This window comes from Bradyrhizobium sp. BR14999, from assembly GCF_056106085.1.
Genome location: NZ_CM148536.1, coordinates 930175 through 951412, shown reverse-complemented (window position 1 = coordinate 951412; position 21238 = coordinate 930175). Strand labels below are relative to the sequence as shown.

General features: G+C 65.4%; 19 protein-coding genes. 6 read left to right on the top strand and 13 right to left on the bottom strand.

Annotated features, from left to right (window positions below):
• Positions 1–54: 54 nt before the first annotated feature.
• The 6 genes from tsaE to ubiE all read right to left on the bottom strand — a co-directional run bounded on the left by tsaE (position 55) and on the right by ubiE (position 8729).
• Positions 55–1575: a tRNA (adenosine(37)-N6)-threonylcarbamoyltransferase complex ATPase subunit type 1 TsaE gene (gene tsaE, locus ACR9YP_RS04420; protein WP_474219084.1), complete on the bottom strand. Its 1521-nt coding sequence runs from the start codon at positions 1573–1575 to the stop codon at positions 55–57.
• Positions 1572–4076, bottom strand: a complete 2505-nt coding sequence (locus tag ACR9YP_RS04415; protein ID WP_474219083.1) for a PAS domain-containing sensor histidine kinase — start codon at positions 4074–4076, stop codon at positions 1572–1574. Before ACR9YP_RS04415 ends, tsaE begins: the two co-directional genes overlap by 4 nt.
• Positions 4077–4433: 357 nt before the next feature.
• Positions 4434–4892, bottom strand: a complete 459-nt coding sequence (gene dut / locus ACR9YP_RS04410) for a dUTP diphosphatase (protein ID WP_438103823.1) — start codon at positions 4890–4892, stop codon at positions 4434–4436.
• On the bottom strand, positions 4889–6340 hold the full coding sequence (gene coaBC / locus ACR9YP_RS04405) for a bifunctional phosphopantothenoylcysteine decarboxylase/phosphopantothenate--cysteine ligase CoaBC (protein ID WP_474219082.1): 1452 nt from the start codon (positions 6338–6340) through the stop codon (positions 4889–4891). The genes dut and coaBC overlap by 4 nt, the downstream gene beginning before the upstream one ends.
• 56 nt (positions 6341–6396) lie before the next feature.
• Complete coding sequence (gene ubiB / locus ACR9YP_RS04400) at positions 6397–7971, bottom strand: 2-polyprenylphenol 6-hydroxylase (RefSeq protein WP_438103826.1); 1575 nt, start codon at positions 7969–7971, stop codon at positions 6397–6399.
• The gene (ubiE, locus tag ACR9YP_RS04395) at positions 7968–8729 is read right to left on the bottom strand and encodes a bifunctional demethylmenaquinone methyltransferase/2-methoxy-6-polyprenyl-1,4-benzoquinol methylase UbiE (RefSeq protein ID WP_438103828.1); all 762 of its coding nucleotides are present in this window, start codon (positions 8727–8729) and stop codon (positions 7968–7970) included. Before ubiE ends, ubiB begins: the two co-directional genes overlap by 4 nt.
• A gap of 81 nt (positions 8730–8810) precedes the next feature.
• On the opposite strand from ubiE, the gene mutM reads away from it, so the two are divergent.
• A complete protein-coding gene (gene mutM / locus ACR9YP_RS04390) occupies positions 8811–9716 on the top strand; it encodes a bifunctional DNA-formamidopyrimidine glycosylase/DNA-(apurinic or apyrimidinic site) lyase (protein ID WP_438103829.1) in 906 nt (301 codons plus the stop codon).
• 312 nt (positions 9717–10028) lie between these two features.
• Here the strand turns inward: mutM and ACR9YP_RS04385 are convergent, their stop codons facing one another.
• The gene (locus tag ACR9YP_RS04385) at positions 10029–10772 is read right to left on the bottom strand and encodes a nucleotide-binding protein (RefSeq protein WP_474219080.1); all 744 of its coding nucleotides are present in this window, start codon (positions 10770–10772) and stop codon (positions 10029–10031) included.
• Positions 10773–11138: 366 nt separating this feature from the next.
• Complete coding sequence (locus ACR9YP_RS04380; protein WP_438103831.1) at positions 11139–12497, bottom strand: serine protease; 1359 nt, start codon at positions 12495–12497, stop codon at positions 11139–11141.
• A gap of 233 nt (positions 12498–12730) precedes the next feature.
• Here ACR9YP_RS04380 and ACR9YP_RS04375 point away from each other — a divergent pair, with 233 nt between their 5' ends.
• The gene (locus tag ACR9YP_RS04375; protein ID WP_091882261.1) at positions 12731–13534 is read left to right on the top strand and encodes a HesA/MoeB/ThiF family protein; all 804 of its coding nucleotides are present in this window, start codon (positions 12731–12733) and stop codon (positions 13532–13534) included.
• A 13-nt stretch (positions 13535–13547) separates the two neighbouring features.
• On the opposite strand, the gene ACR9YP_RS04370 is transcribed toward ACR9YP_RS04375, so the two are convergent.
• A complete protein-coding gene (locus tag ACR9YP_RS04370) occupies positions 13548–14549 on the bottom strand; it encodes a 2-hydroxyacid dehydrogenase (RefSeq protein ID WP_438103833.1) in 1002 nt (333 codons plus the stop codon).
• A 339-nt stretch (positions 14550–14888) separates the two neighbouring features.
• Between ACR9YP_RS04370 and ACR9YP_RS04365 the strand changes: the two genes are divergently transcribed.
• Positions 14889–15419, top strand: a complete 531-nt coding sequence (locus tag ACR9YP_RS04365) for an SH3 domain-containing protein (protein ID WP_370989813.1) — start codon at positions 14889–14891, stop codon at positions 15417–15419.
• Positions 15420–15523: 104 nt separating this feature from the next.
• Here ACR9YP_RS04365 and irrA read toward each other — a convergent pair whose 3' ends face one another.
• Positions 15524–16015 (bottom strand): iron response transcriptional regulator IrrA, encoded by a 492-nt coding sequence (irrA, locus tag ACR9YP_RS04360; protein WP_438103835.1) that lies wholly within the window; start codon positions 16013–16015, stop codon positions 15524–15526.
• 351 nt (positions 16016–16366) lie between these two features.
• Here irrA and fabA point away from each other — a divergent pair, with 351 nt between their 5' ends.
• From fabA to fabI, 3 genes are all read left to right on the top strand, one after another.
• Positions 16367–16888 carry a 3-hydroxyacyl-[acyl-carrier-protein] dehydratase FabA gene (gene fabA / locus ACR9YP_RS04355; RefSeq protein WP_091882246.1) on the top strand — a complete coding sequence of 174 codons (522 nt, stop codon included), beginning with the start codon at positions 16367–16369 and terminating at the stop codon, positions 16886–16888.
• A gap of 39 nt (positions 16889–16927) precedes the next feature.
• Positions 16928–18151, top strand: a complete 1224-nt coding sequence (gene fabB / locus ACR9YP_RS04350; protein WP_438103837.1) for a beta-ketoacyl-ACP synthase I — start codon at positions 16928–16930, stop codon at positions 18149–18151.
• 137 nt (positions 18152–18288) lie between these two features.
• Positions 18289–19086 (top strand): enoyl-ACP reductase FabI, encoded by a 798-nt coding sequence (gene fabI / locus ACR9YP_RS04345; RefSeq protein ID WP_438110481.1) that lies wholly within the window; start codon positions 18289–18291, stop codon positions 19084–19086.
• 112 nt (positions 19087–19198) lie between these two features.
• On the opposite strand, the gene ACR9YP_RS04340 is transcribed toward fabI, so the two are convergent.
• Genes ACR9YP_RS04340 through ACR9YP_RS04330 form a run of 3 tightly spaced genes read right to left on the bottom strand, consistent with a single transcriptional unit; the run spans position 19199 to position 21190 of the window.
• Positions 19199–19795 (bottom strand): glutathione S-transferase family protein, encoded by a 597-nt coding sequence (locus tag ACR9YP_RS04340; protein ID WP_370989814.1) that lies wholly within the window; start codon positions 19793–19795, stop codon positions 19199–19201.
• Entirely contained in the window at positions 19792–20256 is a 465-nt protein-coding gene (locus ACR9YP_RS04335; RefSeq protein WP_370989815.1) for a GNAT family N-acetyltransferase, read from the bottom strand. Before ACR9YP_RS04335 ends, ACR9YP_RS04340 begins: the two co-directional genes overlap by 4 nt.
• Positions 20257–20263: 7 nt before the next feature.
• Entirely contained in the window at positions 20264–21190 is a 927-nt protein-coding gene (locus ACR9YP_RS04330; protein WP_128940689.1) for a hydrogen peroxide-inducible genes activator, read from the bottom strand.
• Positions 21191–21238 lie beyond the last annotated feature (48 nt).

Sequence of the window (21238 nt, the reverse complement as noted above, 5' to 3'; positions counted from 1 at the left end):
CTCGCCGCCAGAATAGCGACATCTTGGCTAACGGCCGGTAAATCGGGCCCCGGATTAGGGCTGCGGCGGCGGGACGTTGGCGAGATACCACTCGCGCAGATGGGTGAGCGCGGGATGCGCGAGCGAGCGCTGGAGATAGGTCCAGATCCGCGGCTGGTGACGCAGATAATGCGGCTTGCCGTCACGGCGATTGAGCCGGGCGAAGGTGCCGAGCAGGCGGGTGTTTCGCTGCACCGACATGATGGCGTAGAGCTCGGCGAAGCCGGCCGGATCGAAGCTGGCGTCGGCGGCGCGGCGCGCCTTGATGTAGCGCGACAGCAGCGTCAGCTCGAGGCTTTCCGGCACGTCGATGCGGGCGTCCTGGAGCAGCGACACCACGTCGTAGGATTGCGGACCGAGCACGGTGTCCTGGAAGTCGATCACGCCGACGCGTTCGATGCCGCTGCGATTGCCAAGCCAGATCAGGTTCGGCGAGTGATAGTCGCGGATGATCCACGTCCGCGGCGCCGCCAGCGGCTTCCTCAGCAGCTCGCGCCACATCGCGAAAAACTCCGCGCGCGCCTTCTCGCTCAGCGGCGCGTTGCGATCGGGCAGATACCATTCCGGCATCAACCCGATCTCGATCAGCAGCGCCTCGGTGTCGAAAAGGGGGATGTCGTAGCTCTGGCCGGCCAGCGGCAAGGTTTCCGGCAGCGTCCTGCCGTGCAGCATGGCCAGCACATCGGTCGCAACCTCGTAGCGATCGGCAATCGGGCGCGGCGGATCGCCCTCGATCACGCCTTCGCTGCCGAAGTCTTCGGTGATCAGGAAGCCATGATCGAGATCGGAATGATGGATCGCGGGCGCGGAGATTCCTTGCGCGCGCAGGCCTTCGTCGATGGCGACGAACGGCTTGACGTTCTCGGCGAGATGCACCGCGGCGCTGTAGGACTTTCCGTTGTAGAGGGCCGCTCCGTCGGGCCGCTGCGGAAAGTTCATGAGGATGACGATCTCGTCGTCGCGCAGCAGCCGCGCATAGGAGCGCGTCGAGGCGTCGCCATTCATGCGCCGTCGCGTCGCGTCGATATAGCCGGATGCATCGAGGAATTCGCGCAGCGCCTGCAGCCGCGCGACCTGCGCGGCGCCCTTGCCGTAACCGGTGATGTCGGCCGCGCGTGCATTCGAGCCCAGCGCCGGCCGGTGCGTCAGCGCGATGTCGATGCGATCTTCCGGCATCGCCGACGGCGCACGCTCGGGCCATTCGATCAGAACGAGGGTGGCATCGGGGAGCGGCGACAGCCCGATCTCCTCGAGCTCGCTCTCGTCCTCGACGCGATAGAGATCGGCATGCATCACCGGGAAGGGCGGCAGCTCGTAGCCCTGCACCAGCGTGAAGGTCGGGCTCGGCACTTCCAGCGCGTCGTCGCCGGCGAGATAGCGGATCAGGCTGCGCGCCGCCGCGGTCTTGCCGGCGCCGAGATCACCGGTGAGTGTGATGACATCGCCCGGGCCGACCAGCAGCGCAAGGTCGGCCATCAATTGCGCAGTGGCCGTCTCGTTGTGAAGCGCGACGGAGAATGTGGTTGGTTCGGTCATTCGGCGGCGTCGCGATGCGCCGCCTGGTCGGTCGGGAAATCGCAGATCACGACCGTGCCCCGGCCGACGATCGAATCCACCCGCACCTTGCCGCCATGCAGCTCGACGAAGGAGCGCACCAGCGACAGGCCGAGCCCGGCGCCGCGGTGACGCGAGCCCTGCGAGCGGCTTTCGAACCAGTTGAACACCTTGTCCTTCATGTCGGCCGGTATTCCAGGCCCGGAATCTGTCACGGTGAAGACCACGCTGCGTTCGGTGCGGCGTGCGCTGATGCCGACGGTGGAATCCTGTGGAGAAAACCCGACGGCGTTGGCGAGGAGGTTATAGAGCACCTGCACCACGCGCTTCTCGTCGCCGATGAAGCTGCCGATGTCGGGCGCGATCTCGACCTTGAGGCGGATGCGGTCGGTGGCGAGGCGGTCCTGGATACCCTCGGCGGCGAGCTCGATGGTCTTGCTGACGTCGACCGGGCCGAGTTCCAGCTTCATCGCGCCGGCGTCGATGGTGGCGAGATCGAGGATGTTGTTGGTCAGCGCCAGCAGCGCGTTGGTCGATTTGGTGACGTAGTCGAGATATTCGGCCTGCTTCGGCGTCAGCGGCCCGGTTGAGGGATCGCTGAGGAAATGCGCGAAGCCGATGATGGTGGTGAGCGGCGAGCGCAGCTCGTAGGAGACGTGGTGGACGAAATCCACCTTCATCTGGTCGGCAGCCTCCAGCGCCTCGTTGCGCTCGCGCAGCGCGCGCTCGACATTCTCGGTGTCAGTAATGTCTTGGAACGTCAACATGGTCGCGCCGTCAGGCAGCGGGCGGATCATGCCATGAAGCACGCTGCCGTCCTTGCGTTCCAGCTTGAGCGGGATGTCGGCGCGGTTCTCGATCGAGGTGATGGCTTCGCGGATCTGGCGCCAGACGCCGGGGTCGTCGAACAGCTGATGACACCAGCCTTCGACCGTCTGGATATGCGGCTCGCCGCGCATGGCATCGCTGGACAGCTTCCACATCCGGGCGAAGGCCGGGTTGAACAGCTGCGCCTTGCCATTGCTGCCGAACACCGCGACGCCTTCGGCGAGGCTGTCGAGCGTCTCGCGCTGCACGCGGATCAGGCCGTCGAAGCGGCGGGCGAGGTCGAGGCTCTCGGTGACGTCGTCGAACAGATAGGTGACGCCGCCTTCCGGGTTCGGCGTGGTGACGACCGAGAGGGCGCGGCCGTCGGGCAGGAACCAGGTGTCCTTGGCGGTCTCGACCGCGCGGTAGGCCTCGTGCAGCTTGCCCTTCCAGGCGCGGAAGTCCGGCTGCTCCGGCAATTTGCGCGCGGCGCGGAGCTGGTCGAGCACGCTGGAATCATCAGGATTGGCGTCGAGGAAGGTGCGGTCGAGGTCCCACAGCCGCCGGTAGGAATCATTGTAGAAGGCAAGGCGCCGCTGACCGTCGAACACGGCAACGCCCGAGGAGAGCTGGTCGAGCGTACGGCGATGCGCCTCCGCCATGCGTACGAGCGCCGAGCTCAGCGCGTCTGCCTCGCTGGCATCGATGGCGACGCCGACGCTGCCGCTGCCGACATTGACCGCGCGCACGTCATACATGCGCCGCTCGCCGCCGATCACGATCGGCAGCCGCGAGTTGAAGTTGGCCGCGTCCTTCAGTCCCCGATCCATCGCGGTGCGGTCGGCGCTGTCGAGCAGCTCGAGCTTGCGCTCCTGAGCATCGGTGACGCTGTTCGCCTCGGTCGCGCGGACATAGGCGGGGTTGGCGTAGGTCAGTGCGCCGTTCTCGCCCTTGGCCCAGATCGGCCATGGGGAAGCGGCGGCGAAGCCGCGCAGCATCTCGGTCTCGTCGGAGAGCGCCTTGTAACGCAGATTGGTCTCGGCCAGATCGCGCCGCAGCCCAGAGAGTTCGCGAATCCTGACAATGGCCTGGCCGCCGATGGCGCGGCCGATGGCTTCCAGCGTATGGCCGTGCGCGGTGGTCAGCGTCAGTTGGAACCCGTCGCCGTGCTGGCGCAGCGCATCGACGGCGTGATCCATCTGCAGCGCGGGTTCCGGCGGCAGCCAGGTTCCGAATGCGAGCACGCGCTGCGGCGAAGAATCGCGCGGCAGCACCATCGAGATGTCGCCGGAGATCTGCGCGCGGTTGTCGCCGGCCGGCCAGGAGATCAGAACCTGCGGCTCGGCGAACAGCAGGGCGCCGAAGCGATCGGCCTGGAGTTGCAGTTCCCCGATCCGGGCGCGCAGCCGCGCCTCGTTGTCCGCCGTGCGCACGCGCGTGCGCATCAACAGGATCGCAGCCACCACCGAGAAGCCGAGCAGGGCCAGCGCGGTGGCGAGCACCGCGAGTTCCTGCCGGTTGAAATCCAGCATGATGGAGAGAGTATCGACGAGGTCGGCGGCCTCAGCCGGCGCAGCCGGCAGCAGCGCCGCGAAAGCGCTCCCCAACAAGCCGTTGCGCGCCAACGATGTGCACGACAACAGCGTCCGACGCATCGACACGATCACGCCTGACATAGTTGCCCCAAGATCGCACGGATTTGCGCGCGGCGACCCCCGTCGCGCGCGAATCAAAAGACAATACCCTCACCGCAACTCCGCCGGTAAGAGTCCAGATCGTGAACGCAAAGGCGGCCCCCCAAAAATGCCGGGCACGATGTTCCAACGCACGTAGTTCTTCGGGTGATTCAGCTGGAGCTGTCGCGCGTTAGCGGGGCAATGCGGAGTGCTTGCCTCGATGAAGGTACGCTCCCTCCCTCGCTTGCGGGGAGGGTTGGGGAGAGGGTGTCTCGACAATGGGACATTCCCCCAGAGGACAGAGCCCTCACCCGGCACTCCGTGCCGACCTCTCCCGCAAGCGGGAGAGGTGAAGAACTAGCGACCGGTGGAACCAAAACCGCCGGCGCCGCGATCGGTTGTCGACAAGGTGGCCACGGGAACCAGCGCGGCCTGCACCACGGGCGCGATCACCATCTGCGCGATGCGCTCGCCGCGCTTGATCACGAAGGGGGCTTGGCCGTGATTGATCAGGATCACCTTGATCTCGCCGCGGTAGTCCGCATCGATCGTCCCCGGCGAGTTCAGCACGGTGACGCCGTGCTTGGCGGCAAGCCCCGAGCGCGGCCGCACCTGGGCCTCATGGCCCGGCGGCAATGCGATTGCGAGGCCCGTTGGCACCAGCGCGCAGTGGCCGGGCGCAAGCGTCAACGGCTCGCTGTCCGGAACCGCAGCCATCAGATCGAGGCCCGCGGCCTCGGCGGTCTGATAGGTAGGCAGCGGCAGGCCTTCGGCGTGGGCGAGGCGTTGCAGTTCGACCGTGACTTTGGTGCTCAAGATGCCGGCTCCCGGGATTTGTCGGCCACGCTCCTTGCGACATGCGCGACCAGTTCGATGGCGACCTGTTCCTTGGTCATCACCGGCCAGGAATCAACTGCGATCTCGCCGTTCTTCTCACCATTCTTGCGGCTGATGAGGTGCACGGTGTTGCGGTCGCCGCCCATCACGCCGGTGGCCGGCGAGACGTCGTTGGCGACGATCCAGTCGCAGCCCTTGCGCGCGAGTTTTGACTTGGCGTTGTCGATGAGATGCTCGGTCTCGGCGGCAAAGCCGATCACCAGCGGCGGGCGCTTGTCGGTCAGCTTGGAGATGGTGGCGAGGATGTCGGGGTTTTCGACCAATTGAAGCGGTGGCATGCCGGCTGCGGTCTTCTTCAGCTTCTGCTCGCCCTCGTTGGCGACGCGCCAGTCGGCGACGGCGGCGGCGAAGATGGCGATGTCGGCGGGGAGCGCGGCCTGTACCTGCTCCAGCATCTGCCGCGCCGATTCCACATGCTTCACCGTGACGCCCTGGGGATCGCTGAGATCGACCGGGCCGCTCACCAAAATCACCTCGGCGCCGGCGGCCTGGGCGGCGGCGGCAATGGCAAAGCCCTGCTTGCCGGAAGAGCGATTGGCGATGTAGCGCACCGGATCGATCGGCTCGTGCGTGGGTCCTGCGGTGATCAGCACGCGTTTACCGGCGAGCGGGCGCGGCACGGGCGGTCGCAGCAGCCGCTCGGCGGCATTGGCGATCTCGATCGCCTCCGACATGCGGCCGGTTCCGGCCTCCCCGGCCTCGGCCATCTCGCCGGAATTGGGCCCGACCAACACCACGCCGTCGCGCTGGAGCTGCGCAACGTTGCGGCGCGTCGCCGCGTTGTTCCACATCAGCGGATTCATCGCCGGCGCCAGCAGCACCTTGCGACTGGTCGCGAGCAGGATCGCGCTGGCGAGATCGTCGGCATGGCCGTTCGCCATCTTGGCCAGGAGGTCGGCGGTCGCCGGCGCCACCACGATCAGGTCGCAGTCGCGCGCGAGGCGAATGTGGCCGGCGTCGAACTCGCTCTGGGGGTCGAACAGGTCGGTGTAGACGCGCTCATGCGACAGTGCGCTCACCGCCAGCGGCGTGACGAATTGCTGCGCTGCCTTGGTCAACACGCAGCGGACCTCGACGCGCCGTTCCTTGAGCCTTCGGATCAGGTCGAGCGACTTGTAGGCTGCGATGCCGCCGCCGATGATCAGGGTGACGCTGGCCTCGGGAGCGGCGCTGATACGTTGGGGTGTCGGGGCTGAGGCTGCCGCAGGCGGCACCGCAAACGGCGTCAGCGGCTCCTCGCGGCCCTCGATCAGCTCCCGCAGGATAACCCGGACCTCTTCCTCGACCGACCTGCGATTCTTGGCCGAGCGTAGCCGCAGATAGGTTTTGACGGCGTCGTCGAGCTTGCGGATGGTCAGGCTTGCCATGACGCCCTCCAGCGCGGAATGATAGCGATGCTATCATCTGTGTGATTGCAGTGCAATCATAGATTCCGGACGGCGATCAGAATGCCGATGAAGGTCGCGGCGATGATCCAGAGCGCCACGGTGCGCCCGCGGTTCTTGCGGCCCTCGCTGCGGCCCATCGCGGCGATGCTCTCCGGCGACAGCCCTATGCCCTCCCGCGTCATGGTCTCGAGCTGCTCCAGCACCTTCACCGACCGCTCGGCGATCTCCGGCAGGCGCATCAGCACGCGCGCGATGTCTCCGGTCCCCGCCAGCGCGCCCTGGACCCGGCCGATCGGCCCGAGATTGCGCTCGATCCATTCGCGCACCACGGGGTCCGCGACCTTCCAGATGTCGAGCTTGGGATCGAAGCCGCGCGCCACGCCCTCGACCACGACCATGGTCTTTTGCAGCAGGATCAGCTCGGGCCGCGTCCTCATGTCGAACAGGCCGGTGACTTCGAGCAGCAGCGTCAACAGCCGCGCCATCGAGATCTCCTCGGCGGTGCGGTTGTGGATCGGCTCGCCGATGGCGCGGATCGCTTGCGCGAAATTCTCGACCGAATGATGCGCGGGCACATAGCCCGCCTCGAAATGCACCTCGGCCACGCGGCGGTAGTCGCGGGTGATGAAGCCGAGCAGGATCTCGGCGAGGAAGCGCCGCTCCTTCATCCCGAGCCGGCCCATGATGCCGAAATCGACCGCGACGAGACGGCCGGTATCATCCAGGAACAGATTGCCCGGATGCATGTCGGCGTGGAAGAAGCCGTCGCGCAGCGCGTGCCGCAAAAAGCTCTGGATCACCTTGCGGCCGAGATCGGGCAGGTCGACCTGCGCCTCTGAAAGGCGCTTGTGATCGTTCAGCGCGATGCCGTCGATCCACTCCATCGTCAGCACGTTGTGCGTGGTGCGATCCCAGTCGACGATCGGCACGCGGAAATCAGGGTCGTCGCGCGTGTTCTCCGCCATCTCCGACAGCGCCGCGGCCTCCAGCCGCAGATCCATCTCCATCGCGACCGAGCGCGACATGGTGTTGATGACTTCGATGAGGCGCAGGCGCCGTGCCTCGGAAGAATAGGCTTCGGCCTTGTGCGCGACGAAGAAGAAGTCGGAGAGGTCGCGGCGGAAACGTGCGGCGACGTTGGGCCGGAGCACCTTGATCGCGACCGGCTTGCGGATGCCGTCGCGCATGACCTCGCCGCGATGCACCTGCGCAATCGAGGCGGCCGCGACCGGCGGGCCGAAGCTCGCAAATACATCCGTCAGCGGCCGTTCCAGCGAGGTCGTGATCGCAGCTTCCGCTTCGGCTTGCGAAAACGGCGGCAGGCGGTCCTGGAGGCTTTCGAGGTCGCGCGCCATGATGACGCCGACGACGTCGGGGCGCGTTGCCAGGAACTGCCCGAGCTTGAGGTAGGCCGGGCCCATTCGGGTGAGGGCGCGCGATATCCGCGGACCATGCTTGACGCCGCGCCGCTCGACGAGCCGCGCCAGCTTCAGCGCGAGCTGTCCCGGTGGCGGCACCAGGCTCCGATCGACCGAGCCGAACACGCCCTCGCGCGCGAACACGAACGCGGCGCGGATCAGGCGCGCAATGTGGCTAATGGCAGAGATCACAAACGCCAGCCTGAATGCAGTGCGACGATGCCGCCGCTGAGTGTCTGCCAGCTGACGCGGGAAAAGCCGGCGTCGCGAATCATGTCGGCGAAGACGCCCGGCTTTGGAAACCTGCGGATCGACTCGACCAGGTACTGATAGGACTCGGCGTCGCCCGTGACCATGCGGCCAAGCGGCGGGATCACCTTGAACGAGAACAAATCATAGAGGCGATCGAGGCCCGGCATCTCGACGGTCGAGAATTCCAGGCACAGGAAACGGCTGCCGGGCTTCAGCACGCGATAGGCCTCGCGTAGCGCAAGGTCGATCTGCGGCACGTTGCGGATGCCGAAGGCGATCGTATAGGCATCGAAGCTGCGATCGGCGAAGGCGAGCGTCTCGGCATTGCCCTCCACGAAATCAACCCGGGTCTCGAGATGCTGCTTTATGGCGCGCTCGCGGCCGACCGCCAGCATGTCGGTGTTGATGTCGCAGACGGTGGCATGGAAGCCGGATCCTGCCGCCTTGGCGGCGCGGAACGAGATGTCACCGGTGCCGCCGGCGACGTCGAGCAGCGCGAACGGCCGGCCGCTCCTCGGCGGGTCGAGCGCGTTGATCATGATGTCCTTCCAGACCCGGTGCAGGCCACCGGACATTAGGTCGTTCATCAGATCATAGCGCGAGGCCACGCTGTGAAACACATCGTTCACCAGCGTCTGCTTGTCCCCTAAGGGGACGTCCCTGAAGCCAAAATGCGTGGTTTCGCCCGGCCGATCCATTACTCTACTCCACGAGGCGGACCATAGCGCGCCCGCCGCAATGGCGCTATCACACCGCCCTCATAAGGTGAATGCCCGACCATGCCTGAATTGCCCGAAGTCGAGACCGTCCGCCGCGGCCTTCAGCCCGTCATGGAGGGCGCGAAAATCCTCAACGCCGAGGCCCGGCGGCCGGATTTGCGCTTTCCGTTCCAGCCAGACTTCGTGGCGCGGCTCAAGGGGCAGGTCGTCACCGGGCTCGGCCGCCGCGCAAAATATCTCATGGCCGATCTCGCCTCCGGCGACGTGCTCCTGATGCATCTGGGCATGTCGGGCTCGTTCCGCGTCATCAAGCCGGACAACGATGCCGCGCCCGGCGCGTTTCACTATCGCCGCGGCAAGGACTCAGCGCACGACCACGTGCTGTTTCGGATGTCCTCGGGCGCCGACATCGTCTTCAACGACCCGCGCCGCTTCGGTTACATGAAAGTGATTGCGCGCAATGCGCTTGATGAAGAGCCGCTGCTGCGCGGGCTCGGTCCCGAGCCGCTCGGCAACGAGTTCGATGCCGCGATGCTGGCGCGGTCCTGTGCCGGCAAGACCACCAGCCTGAAGGCGGCGCTGCTCGACCAGCGCGTGGTGGCGGGGCTCGGCAACATCTATGTCTGCGAGGCGCTGCACCGCTCGCATCTGTCGCCGCGCCGGATCGCCGCGACGTTGTCGACCAAGGCCGGACAACGCAAGGGCGTTGCCGGGGGCGAGCCGACAGACCATGCCAAGCGATTGGTCGGCGCGATCCACACCGTGCTGAACGATGCCATCAAGGCCGGCGGCTCCAGCTTGCGCGATCATCGCCAGACCTCGGGCGAGCTCGGCTATTTCCAGCACTCGTTTAGGGTCTATGACCGCGAGGGCGAGAAATGCACGACGCCGGGCTGCGGCGGCACGATCAAGCGGTTTACGCAGAACGGCCGGTCGACCTTCTGGTGTCCGAAATGTCAGAAATGAGGATCAGGCGAGCGGTCCAACGGCGTCGAGTCCCGACGAGGGCGACCAGTCCACCACGCGCGTCATTGCGAGCCAACGGGTCCGCGCGAAGCGCGGGCCGATGACAGGCTCAGCGAAGCAATCCAGAATCTTTCCGAGGACATAGCCTGGATTGCTTCGTCGCAAGGGCTCCTCGCAATGACGGATGGATGGAGCTTCCCAAAAAAACGCGAAGCGAAGCAACCCGGCCGGGCTGGTGGCCGGATTGCTTCGTCGCTTGGGCTCTTCAACCGGATAGTGAAGAGCCCGTTGCCGTCCGAGCGATCGCCCCGCTCACGACGCCAGTATCTTGGTCTTGTCCGCCGAAAGCTCGGCGCTGACATGCAGCATGCCGTCCGCAGCCGTCATCATCTGGCTGGCCAGCAGATGGCTCGTGGCGGAGAGTTCGAGCCGGGTCTCGATCCACTGCCAGAGGCCGCGGATCTCGTCCGCCGATTTGCCGTTCGGCGCGAATTCGCTGACCGCGAGACCGTTCGCGAGTGAGTCCTGGTGATCGTTGCGCATCACGATCAGCGGACGCGCGAGCACCTCGGCAAGATCGAGCGCGGCTTCCTCGGCCAGGGTGCTGGCGGCATTGTCGATGCGCTGGCCGCGGATCGGGGTCTGGTTCAGCACGAAGGCAAAGTGGCGCTTCCAGGCGCGCGCGACGCTGAGCGTCGAAGCGGTCGCCTCGATGTCGGCGACGCTCGGGCGGGCCGGGATCAGGCAGAGATCGGAATGGCGGATCGCAGCTGTGGTGGCGGCGCTAAGGCCGGCCGCGGTGTCGACGATCGCGAGTTGGAGACCGCTGTCGGCCAGCATTTTCAGGCGCGGGGCGATGTCGGCGGCGTGATAGATCGGCTCGACGACGAGATCCTCGGTGGTGCGGCGGCGCTGCCAGCTGGATAGGGTGCCCTGCGGGTCGGTCTCGATCAGGCGGACGGTGAGGCCGGCCTGCTTGGCGGCGAGCGCGAGGCCGATGGCAAGCGTGCTCTTGCCGCTGCCACCCTTTTGGGTGGCCAGTACGATCGTGTGCATTGAAGATCAATCCTTTGGAATGCTTGGGTCAGGAATACGCCACGCGAACGTGCATCGATCTCGATGCTGAGCTCTTCTCGCTCAGGACGTGCCGGCCCGATCCAAAGGGGATCGCGGAGGTCCGAATCAACGGTAACGATGATGGCGGAATAGCGAATGCCAGCGAATCCGTACCATTACCGGACCCGTAGTCGTACGTAAGGCGGTGCTCCGATCGATCCGAGCTCGTGCCCCGGACGCAGCGCAGCACGCAGTGATGCGCTGCTGAGCCGGGGCCCAGAAACTCTTGCACAGGATTTGTAGTGGCCTGGGTCCCGGCTCTGCGCAGCAACGCTGGGGCGTTGCAGCGCGTCCGGGACACGAGACTTATTTGCGCACACAGATCACGCGCACGACGGCGGCTTTGGCATCCGTCGTCGTGCCGTTCGCCGTGACCTGGTTGGCCTTCAGGAAATCGCGCACGGCGTCCGCGGCGACCATCACCGCCTGTGACGCCGGCATCGATGTTGCGGGGCCCGCGACCATCGCCGGCTTCAGCAGCGCGACGCCCGCGAACTTGCCGTCGGCGTCGATGGCCGGGCTGCCGGAAAATCCCGCCGACGGCGGAGGCGATAGCGCGAAATCGCTGCTCGTGACCGGCGCCAGCGCAGCCTTGAGGCTCGATACGCCGGCCGCGCCGCCCTGGCTCTGCGGATCGGCGATACCGACGACATCGACACTCGTCTTTGCCGTACCGCCGGCGAGGCTGAGCGGCTTCAGGCCGCGCGCGCCGTAGATGTGCAGGAGCGCGAGATCGTGCTCCTTGTCCTCGGCGAGACGGTCGGCGCTGCCATAGCCCGCGATCGTGATCGCGAGACAGCCATCGGTGACGAGGCGGTCGGTGACGATCGCACCATCGTCGCTGACGACGATGCCGGTGCCGTATTCGACGGTCTTGCGCGGCGGCGGCCCGGCTTGCGGTCCCGACGGAAACGCATTGAACGCGCTCGACATCGCGATCACGACCGGCTCTACCGTGTTCTCGGTCGCCTGGTCGTAGAGGATCGTCATGGTGCGGACCTCGTCGCCTTTGAAGGTGCCGCGGACATAAAACTTCTTCAGGCCTTGCAATCCCGACAGCACGAAGAAGTCCGGCTTCACCACGGTGTAATCGACCTTGCGCCCGGACGGCTCCTTCTCCAAGTCGGCGAGTTTCGCCGAGGTCGGGTTCGCTTCTTTGCGGCGGCTGAGCAGCACCTGAACCGTGCCGGTCGGCGAAGTCCATTTCGAGCCGTTGGCGTCGCTCGCCTGCTGCGGTACCAGCTTGCCGGGGATGCCGAGCCGGGCGCCGCTGGTCGGCTCCGTCACGATCTTCCAGCCGACGCTCTCCTGTTTCTTTCGTGCCGTCTCGGCAAGCGCGGCGCGCTCCTGCGGATTGAGCACGCCAGTCGGCTTGCCGCCCTTGGCCTTCTGGTACTCCTTGATGGCGTTGACCATGCGCTCGCTGACGTCGCCGGTGATGGCGCCGTTATACTGGCCGACCCAGGCGAGGTCGGACTGGAGCGCCAGCCGCTCAGCTCTTGCCATGGCATCCACTGTGGCCGACGGCGTCCGCATCGCCGGAGGCTGGATCGGCACGGTCTGGACCGCCTTCTGCCTGGTGCCGGGGACCTGAGGCGCCGTCATCTGGGCGTTCGCGCCTGTGGCGGCTGCAAACATCAGTGTTGCCGCAAGCATCGATCTCATGACAAATCCAGCCAGCCCATTGAACGCCATGTCATTGAAGCACATCTCCTTGGTCGCGACCAATGATGGGGTGGTTCAGGTGGCGATAGAGGCCACGAACCCAAGTCCTCATCCTGAGGAGCGGCCTCAAGGCCGCGTCTCGAAGGATGGCCACAGGCGAGATCGGGGCCTTTCATGGTTCGAGACGGCGCTTTGCGCCTCCTCACCATGACGGGTGAGAGGAACGAAGGACGATGCTGAGCCCGGATGAACTCGAACGCTATGCCCGCCATATCGTGCTGCGCGATGTCGGCGGTCCCGGCCAGGCTGCGCTGAAGCGGGCTTCCGTGCTGGTGATCGGTGCCGGCGGGCTCGGCGCGCCCGCTTTGATGTATCTGGCCGCCGCTGGCGTCGGCACGCTCGGCGTGGTCGATGACGACGTGGTGTCGCTGTCCAACCTGCAGCGCCAGGTGATCCATACGACGCCCGATATCGGACGGCACAAGGTCGAAAGCGCCGCCGAGCGGATCGCCGCACTCAATCCGCATGTCCGTTTCGTCGGCCACGCCACCTGGCTCAACGCCGACAATGCGCTCAGCCTGATCGGCGACTACGACCTCGTGCTCGACGGCTCCGACAATTTCTCGACGCGCTATCTGGTCTCGGACGCCTGCTTCTTTGCAAAGCGGCCGCTGATCACGGCGGCGCTCGGCACTTTCGACGGCTCGCTCACCACCATCCGCGCACATGAGAAGAACGAGCAGGGCGAATTCAATCCGACCTATCGCTGCTTGTTTCCGGAGGCGCCGCCGCCCGGCACGGTGCCGGCCTGTGCGGAGGCCGGCGTCATGGGGGCGCTGGCGGGGGTGCTCGGCTCGATGATGGCGCTGGAGGCGATCCGCGAGATCGTCGGCTTTGGTGACGGACTCATCGGCCGCCTCCTGATGATCGATGCGCGCGCGATGCGCTTCGAGACGCTGCGCTATGGGCGAGATCCGGCCAATCCGCTCAATGGCGACGGGCCCGTCGTCACCGACCTCAGCGCCCATCGCACCTGAGCGCCGCACGCGATCAGAGCATGCTCGGCAGCACGCGATCCGGCGGCTTGTGGGCGTCGAGGAAGGTGCGGATGTTGATGATCACCTTCTCGCCCATCTCGACACGGCCTTCGATCGTGGCCGAGCCCATGTGCGGCAGCAGCGTGACCTTGCCGGCCTTTGCGAGTCGCACCAGTTTTGGATTGATCGCGGGCTCGTGCTCGTAGACGTCGAGGCCGGCGCCGCCGATATCGCCGCCTTCGATCAGCTTGATCAGCGTATCCTCGTCGGTGACCTCGCCGCGCGCGGTGTTGACGATGTAGGCGTCTTTCCGGATCAGCTTCAGCCGCCGCGCCGAGAGCAAATGATAGGTCGCCGGCGTGTGCGGACAGTTCACCGAAATGATGTCCATCCGCGCCAGCATCTGGTCGAGGCTTTCCCAATAGGTCGCGCCCAGCTCTTCGGCGATCTTCGGCGCGACGGGACGGCGGTTGTGATAGTGGATCTGCAGGCCGAAGGCGCGGGCGCGGCGCGCCACGGCCTGGCCGATGCGGCCCATGCCGATGATGCCGAGCCGTTTGCCGCCGATTCGATGTCCGAGCATCCAGGTCGGCGACCAGCCCGGCCAAGGTTTTCCTTCGGTCAGGATCGAGGCGCCTTCGATCATCCGCCTGGGCACGGCGAGGATCAGCGCCATGGTCATGTCGGCGGTATCTTCGGTTAGAACTTTTGGCGTGTTGGTGACGGTGATGCCGCGGGCATGCGCGGCTTCGACGTCGATATTGTCGACGCCGTTGCCGAAATTGGCGATCAGGCGAAGCTTGCAGTCGGGCTGATTGACGACATCGGCACTGATGTGGTCGGTCACGGTCGGAACCAGCACGTCGGCGGTGCGCGCGGCTTCCGCAATCTGCTCGGCCGACATCGGCGTGTCGTCGAGATTGATCCGCGCGTCGAACAGCTCGCGCATCCGCGTCTCGATCGAATCCGGCAGCTTGCGCGTCACCACGACGAGGGGCTTTTTCTTCACCGACATGTCCTGCCTCATGAGGTGCCGCAGGCCGCCTCTGTCACCAAAGGCCGGCCGTTGAGGCCTCATTAACCCGGTTGTTCGACACTGCCCTTGCCGTGTCGTCCCCGGCGTTTCCTTCAAGCTCTCCCGATATTTCCGGCCGGAAAATCGGGGCAAACTGGTTGTTCAAGCGTCCGTCCTCTCTAGCAGAAGGCCGGGCCAAGACAAGAACCACGGGTTAGGGCTTGCGGACCTGGCTTTGGGGAACACCCGCGTGGGGCGGGACAGGGGCCGACGCGGCAGGGTTTTGGATTTTGGGGTGAGGACCCGGCTCGGGCGGGTCTTCGACAGGAGACGGGTTTGATGGCGTTGGGGCGTTTTTGTTCGGTGATGGCGCTCGTTTGTACCTGGTTGAGCGCCTCGGTCAGCCCCTCGCATTCGGCGAAGGACAACACCCCGCAGACCGCCAGCGGGCTGCCGGTGCCGCGCTATGTCAGCCTCAAGTCGGATCACGTCAACGTTCGCGCCGGCCCGACCAAGGACAATGACGTGGCCTGGGTCTATACCCGCGCCGGCCTGCCGGTCGAAATCACCGCTGAATTCGAGAACTGGCGCCGGGTGCGCGATTCCGAAGGCGCCGAGGGCTGGGTCTATCACTCGCTGCTGTCGGGTCGCCGCACCGCGGTCGTCACCATGAAACACAAGGACGACCTCGCGCCGATTTACGACCGTCCCGATCCCGACAGCGCGGTTGCAGCCAAGCTCCAGGTCGGCGTCGTCACGCAGGTGAAGAAGTGCACCACAAACTGGTGCCACGTCACCGGCAACGGCTTTGACGGCTGGATCCAGCAGGAGCGCCTCTGGGGCGTCTACTCGGACGAGCAGGTGAACTGACGTCGCAGGCTCATCCCGGGTGGCGCTAGCGCACCATCCCGGAAACGAAAATGGCCGGGGCAAGCCCGACCATGACGACTAAATATAAGCGATTTAGGACGATCTCAGCGCTTCTTGCGCAGGCGCACGACCATGTCGATGCGCGAGATCTCGTAACCCTCGGGCACTTCAGGCATCTTGGACAGCACCAGATGCGGATCCTCGATATCGACCAGCTCATGGCTGTTCTCGAGGTAGTAGTGGTGGTGGGTGGTGACGTTGGTGTCGAAATAGGTCTTGGTGCCGTCGACGCTGACTTGGCGCAGCAGGCCGGCATCGGTGAGCTGGTTCAGCGTGTTGTAGACGGTCGCCAGCGACACCGGAACCTTGGCCAGGGTCGCTTCCTCATAGAGCATTTCAGCCGTGAGGTGGCGCGCACCCTTGCCGAACAAGAGCCAGCCGAGCGCCATGCGCTGGCGCGTCGGGCGGAGCCCCGCGGACTGGAGCATTTCGTTGACGTCGTGCCACGGGCAGCCGGTCAGGGCCGGCTGGCGGCCCGACAAGAGGGCCGCTGAATGGACGTCGTCGTCGTGATGGGGCGCGGTATTCTCGCTCATTTCCAGATTTCGGGCACGCGTGAACAATATCTCCCTGCAATATAAGAACAGAAAGATGCAGATGCAAGTTTCTCGCAACTAGAGAGGTTCTAATCAGACTTGGAACCGGGCGAGGGGAGCGGTCATTTTACCTTCATGGACGCGCTTTGCGACCCGAAATGCCTGTGTTAGAGAGCGCGCGGTTCCGCTTAGCCGATTTTGGCGCAGCCAGGCATGGCGGCCCGTCCGCAGTCCATCGGGGCTTGCGGCAGGTGCGCCTGACGATGGCAATTGGCGTTGCTCTCCGACCGAGACGGGGCCCATTTTCGCCAAAAAACGTCGCTCAATCGGGATTAGAACAGAGGCTCGTGCATGCTGAACAGGCGCAACGGTTACGAATACGAAGATCTGCTGGCGTGTGCCCGCGGCGAGATGTTCGGCCCGGGCAATGCCCAGTTGCCGCTGCCGCCGATGCTCATGTTCGACCGCATCACGGAAATTAGCGACAATGGCGGGGAGTTTGGCAAGGGCCTGGTGCGCGCCGAGCTCGACGTGAAACCCGACCTCTGGTTCTTCGGCTGCCACTTCAAGAACGATCCGGTGATGCCCGGCTGCCTCGGCCTCGATGCGCTGTGGCAGATGGTCGGCTTCTATCTCGGCTGGATCGGCGGCGAAGGTCGCGGCCGCGCGCTCGGCCTCAGCGAGCTGAAGTTCGGCGGCCAGGTGCTGCCCGAGGCCCGCAAGGTTGTGTACAACGTCGATATCAAACGCGTGATGCGTTCAAAGCTCGTGCTCGGTATCGCCGACGGGTGGCTTTCGGTCGATGACCAGATTATTTATCGCGCCAAGGACCTGAAGGTCGGCCTGTTCAAGCAGGGCACGAGCCTGGGCTGAGCGCATCACCAAGAAGGCAACGATTTAGGCGAGGCTGTCATGAGGCGGGTTGTGGTCACCGGGATGGGCATTGTCTCGTCGATCGGAAACAACACCCAGGAAGTGCTTGCGAGCCTGCACGAGGCGAAGTCGGGCATTTCGCGGGCTGAGAAATATGCCGAGCTCGGCTTCCGTTCGCAGGTGCAAGGCGAGCCGACGCTCGATCCTGCGACGGTGGTCGACCGCCGTGCCATGCGTTTCCTCGGTCAGGGCGCGGCGTGGAATCACGTCGCGATGGAGCAGGCGATCCAGGATTCCGGTCTGTCGCCTGACGAAGTCTCCAACATCCGCACCGGCATCATCATGGGCTCCGGCGGCCCCTCGGCGCGCACCATCGTCGAATCCGCCGACATCACCCGCAGCAAGGGACCGAAGCGCGTCGGACCGTTTGCCGTGCCGAAGGCGATGTCGTCCACCGCCTCCGCAACGCTTGCGACCTGGTTCAAGATCAAGGGCGTGAACTATTCGATCTCCTCGGCCTGTGCGACGTCGAACCATTGCGTCGGCAACGCCTATGAGACGATCCAGATCGGCAAGCAGGACGTCATCTTCGCCGGCGGCTGCGAAGAGCTGGACTGGTCGCTGTCGGTGCTGTTCGACGCCATGGGCGCGATGTCCTCGAAATACAACGACACGCCCGCCACGGCCTCGCGTCCCTACGACGTCAATCGCGACGGCTTCGTCATCGCCGGCGGCGCCGGCGTGCTGGTGCTGGAAGAGCTCGAGCATGCCAAGGCGCGCGGCGCGCGCATCTATGGCGAGATCGTCGGTTATGGCGCGACCTCGGACGGTTACGACATGGTCGCACCGTCGGGCGAAGGCGCCGAGCGCTGCATGCGCATGGCGATGTCGACGGTGAAGACCAAAGTCGACTACATCAATCCGCACGCGACCTCGACGCCCGCGGGCGACCCGCCGGAGATCGATGCGATCCGCAGAGTTTTCGGCGTTGGCGAGAAGTGTCCGCCGATCTCGGCGACCAAGGCGCTGACCGGCCACTCGCTGGGCGCCACCGGCGTGCAGGAGGCGATCTATTCGCTGCTGATGATGAACAACAGCTTCATCTGCGAGAGCGCGCACATCCAGGAGCTCGATCCCGTATTCGCGGACATGCCGATCGTGCGCAAGCGCATCGACAACGTCAAAATCGGCACCGTGCTGTCGAACTCCTTCGGCTTCGGCGGCACCAACGCCACGCTGGTGTTCAGCCGGCTGGATGCGTGACGGCGTTGTTGGCGCACCGTTGATTTTCCCGTCATGGCCGGGCTTGTCCCGGCCATCCACGTCTTGGCCTCAGGTTTCGAAGGGCGTGGATGCCCGGGACAAGCCCGGGCATGACGAAAGCGGAAGGTGATCGTGAGATGGAAGGATTGATGAAAGGCAAGCGCGGTCTGATCATGGGCATCGCCAATGATCATTCGATCGCCTGGGGCATGGCGAAGATGCTACATGCCCACGGTGCCGAGCTCGCCTTCACCTTCCAGGGCGAGGCCCTCGGCAAGCGCGTCAAGCCGCTGGCCGAGCAGCTCGGCGTCGATCTGGTGCTGCCGTGCGACGTCGAGGACATCGCCAGTGTCGATGCGACTTTCGCTGCGCTCCGCGACAAGTGGGGCCAGCTCGACTTCGTGATCCACGCGATCGGCTTCGCCGACAAGAACGAGCTGAAAGGCCGCTACGCCGACACCAGCCGCGAGAATTTCTCGCGCACCATGGTGATCTCCTGCTTCTCCTTCACGGAGGTCGCAAAACGCGCTGCCGAGCTGATGACAGAGGGCGGCAGCATGATCACGCTGACCTTCGGCGCCTCGGAGCGCGCGATGCCGAATTACAACGTGATGGGCGTGGCCAAGGCGGCGCTGGAAGCCTCGGTGCGCTATCTCGCCGCCGATTTCGGGCCGCGCGGCATCCGCGTCAACGCGATCTCCGCAGGCCCCATCCGCACGCTCGCCGGCTCCGGCATCGGCGAGGCGCGGGCGATGTTCGCGTTCCAACAGAAGCATGCGCCGCTGCGCCGCGGCGTCACGCTCGACGAGCTCGGCGGCTCGGCGCTGTATCTGTTGTCGGATCTCTCCGGCGGCGTGACCGGCGAGATCCACTACGTCGATTCCGGCTACAACATCATCCTGATGCCGAGACCTGACGACTTGAAGACGGAATAGCTGAGATTCTGTAGGGTGGGCAAAGGAGCGCAAGCGACGTGCCCACCATCTTTCGACAATTCGAAACAGAGGGTGGGCACGCTTACGCTTTGCCCACCCTACGAGAGCTCATTTACCCCGCCGCGATCTTCTCGGCGCGCTGGAATGCCGGCCGCGCCATGCAGCGCGCGAGATAGGCGTCGAAGGCCGGGCGCGACGGCACCATCTTGAACAGCCGCACCGCGAAATTCAGGCCGGAGCCGATCGTGATGTCGGCGGCTGAGAACTCCTCGCCGAGAATCCACGGTCCCTTCGCGAGTGCGGCTTCCAACACGTCGAAGACCTGCGTCGCGCTGCCCCAGGCCGCGGTCGAGGTCGGAATCTCGATCTTGGTGTAGATCTGGATGATGGCGGGCTCGATGCAGCCCGGCGAGAAGAACAGCCATTGCAGATAGCGCGCGCGGCGCGGATCGGTCACAGCGGGAGCGAGCTTGGTCCCGGGATAGCGATCGCCAATGTAGGCGCAGATCGCGGCGGCCTCGCCGAGTGCGGCGTCGCCGTCGGTCAGCGCCGGCACCTTGCCCATCGGATTGATCTTCAAATAGTCCGGCGCCTTTTGCGCGCCGGTCGAGATGTCGGTCAGCACGCGCTCATAGGGAAGGCCGCTCTCCTCCATCAGCCAGAGCGTCGTGAACGAGCGCGAGCGGGGCGACCAATAGAGCTTGATCATGGCGCGTTTCCCTTGTTCTTCCACCGATAATACTTCATCACGAACCCGTTCGACGGCTCGATCTCTTCCTTCTCGAACACGAAGCCCTCGCGCTCGTACCAGCGCCAGGCCTTCTCGTTCTCGCGCACGCAGCGCAGGTACATCTCGTCAGGCAGTTGCGTGCGTGTGAAGGCGAGCAATTGCCGGCCGAGCGATTGGCTCTGATAGGCGGGCGCGACGAAAAGCATGTCGAGATAGCGCTTCGGCAGATGCAGCGCCAGCATCGCGGCGATCGTGCCGTTGTCGTCGGCGACGAACAGGCTCCAGCCGGTCTCGATCTCGCGCCGGACGCGCGCGCGCAGATTAGCCAGCAGGAAGTCGCTGGCCTCGGCGAGGCCGGTCGAGACCCAGCTCTCCATCCAGACGCGGCCGACCTCGTCATGTTCGTCGGCGCGCGCAGGGCGGATGATCGGATGCGACATCCGGCGCTCAAGCCCGCTGACTGCGCGCAGCCTGACGCGGGCGCGCCTTGCCGGCCGACAGGCACACCACCTCGGAGATCTGCAGCAGCTGTCGCGCCAGCGGATTGGTCTTGCGCCAGACCATGCCGATGGTGCGCGAGGGTTGGGGGTCACGGAAGCGCGCCAGCGAGACCGAAGCCGATCGCGTCTCCACCGGCACCGCCATCTCCGGGATCAAAGTGACGCCGATGCCGGCACTGACCATCTGGACCAGCGTCGAGAGGGAATTCGCATCCAGCATCTCGCGCGGCGGCGCCGATTGCATGTTGCAGAAGGACAGCGCCTGATCGCGGAAGCAGTGCCCCTCCTCGAGCAGCAACAACCGCATCTCCCGCATCATCTCGCGCGACGGCACCGGGGTTCCCTCGTCCGCGCCCGGCCGCACCAGCAGGAATTTCTCGTCGAACAGCGCGACTTCGGTGAGCGAGGGCTCGGACACCGGCAGCGCGACGATGGCGGTGTCGAGCCGGCCCTCGACCAGCTCCTGGATCAGCCGCGGCGTCATGGTCTCGCGCACGCGGATATCGAGCTCCGGATGCATGCGCGTCAGGTTCTTGGTGATCTTGGGCAAGAGATAGGGCGCGATGGTCGGGATCATGCCAATGCGCAGGCGGCCGGCAAAGCGGTCCCGTGATGCCCGGGCGAAATCGCCGAGCTCATCGACCGAGCGCAAGATGTCGCGGACGCGTTGCGCGAGCTCCTCGCCGAACCGGGTCAGCGCGACCTGCCGCGCGCTGCGCTCCAGCAGCAGGCCGCCGAGGGTCTCTTCCAACTCCTTGATCTGCATCGACAAGGCCGGCTGCGAGATCGAGCAGGCCTCGGCTGCGCGGCCGAAATGGCCGTGGCGCGCCAGCGCATCGAAATAGCGGAGCTGCCGCAGCGTCAGGTTTATCATCAGAAAATCCTATCGCAGCGATCATTAAAGTCAACTTCACCTGATGGG

Excerpts from the sequence above, each read along its gene's own strand:
- tsaE (WP_474219084.1), bottom strand. The coding sequence starts at position 1,575 with ATGACCGAACCAACCACATTCTCCGTCGCGCTTCACAACGAGACGGCC.
- ACR9YP_RS04415 (WP_474219083.1), bottom strand. The coding sequence starts at position 4,076 with ATGTCAGGCGTGATCGTGTCGATGCGTCGGACGCTGTTGTCGTGCACA.
- coaBC (WP_474219082.1), bottom strand. The coding sequence starts at position 6,340 with ATGGCAAGCCTGACCATCCGCAAGCTCGACGACGCCGTCAAAACCTAT.
- ubiE (WP_438103828.1), bottom strand. The coding sequence starts at position 8,729 with ATGGATCGGCCGGGCGAAACCACGCATTTTGGCTTCAGGGACGTCCCC.
- mutM (WP_438103829.1), top strand. The coding sequence starts at position 8,811 with ATGCCTGAATTGCCCGAAGTCGAGACCGTCCGCCGCGGCCTTCAGCCC.
- ACR9YP_RS04385 (WP_474219080.1), bottom strand. The coding sequence starts at position 10,772 with ATGCACACGATCGTACTGGCCACCCAAAAGGGTGGCAGCGGCAAGAGC.
- ACR9YP_RS04380 (WP_438103831.1), bottom strand. The coding sequence starts at position 12,497 with ATGAGATCGATGCTTGCGGCAACACTGATGTTTGCAGCCGCCACAGGC.
- ACR9YP_RS04375 (WP_091882261.1), top strand. The coding sequence starts at position 12,731 with ATGCTGAGCCCGGATGAACTCGAACGCTATGCCCGCCATATCGTGCTG.
- ACR9YP_RS04370 (WP_438103833.1), bottom strand. The coding sequence starts at position 14,549 with ATGTCGGTGAAGAAAAAGCCCCTCGTCGTGGTGACGCGCAAGCTGCCG.
- ACR9YP_RS04365 (WP_370989813.1), top strand. The coding sequence starts at position 14,889 with ATGGCGTTGGGGCGTTTTTGTTCGGTGATGGCGCTCGTTTGTACCTGG.
- irrA (WP_438103835.1), bottom strand. The coding sequence starts at position 16,015 with ATGAGCGAGAATACCGCGCCCCATCACGACGACGACGTCCATTCAGCG.
- fabA (WP_091882246.1), top strand. The coding sequence starts at position 16,367 with ATGCTGAACAGGCGCAACGGTTACGAATACGAAGATCTGCTGGCGTGT.
- fabB (WP_438103837.1), top strand. The coding sequence starts at position 16,928 with ATGAGGCGGGTTGTGGTCACCGGGATGGGCATTGTCTCGTCGATCGGA.
- fabI (WP_438110481.1), top strand. The coding sequence starts at position 18,289 with ATGGAAGGATTGATGAAAGGCAAGCGCGGTCTGATCATGGGCATCGCC.
- ACR9YP_RS04340 (WP_370989814.1), bottom strand. The coding sequence starts at position 19,795 with ATGATCAAGCTCTATTGGTCGCCCCGCTCGCGCTCGTTCACGACGCTC.
- ACR9YP_RS04335 (WP_370989815.1), bottom strand. The coding sequence starts at position 20,256 with ATGTCGCATCCGATCATCCGCCCTGCGCGCGCCGACGAACATGACGAG.
- ACR9YP_RS04330 (WP_128940689.1), bottom strand. The coding sequence starts at position 21,190 with ATGATAAACCTGACGCTGCGGCAGCTCCGCTATTTCGATGCGCTGGCG.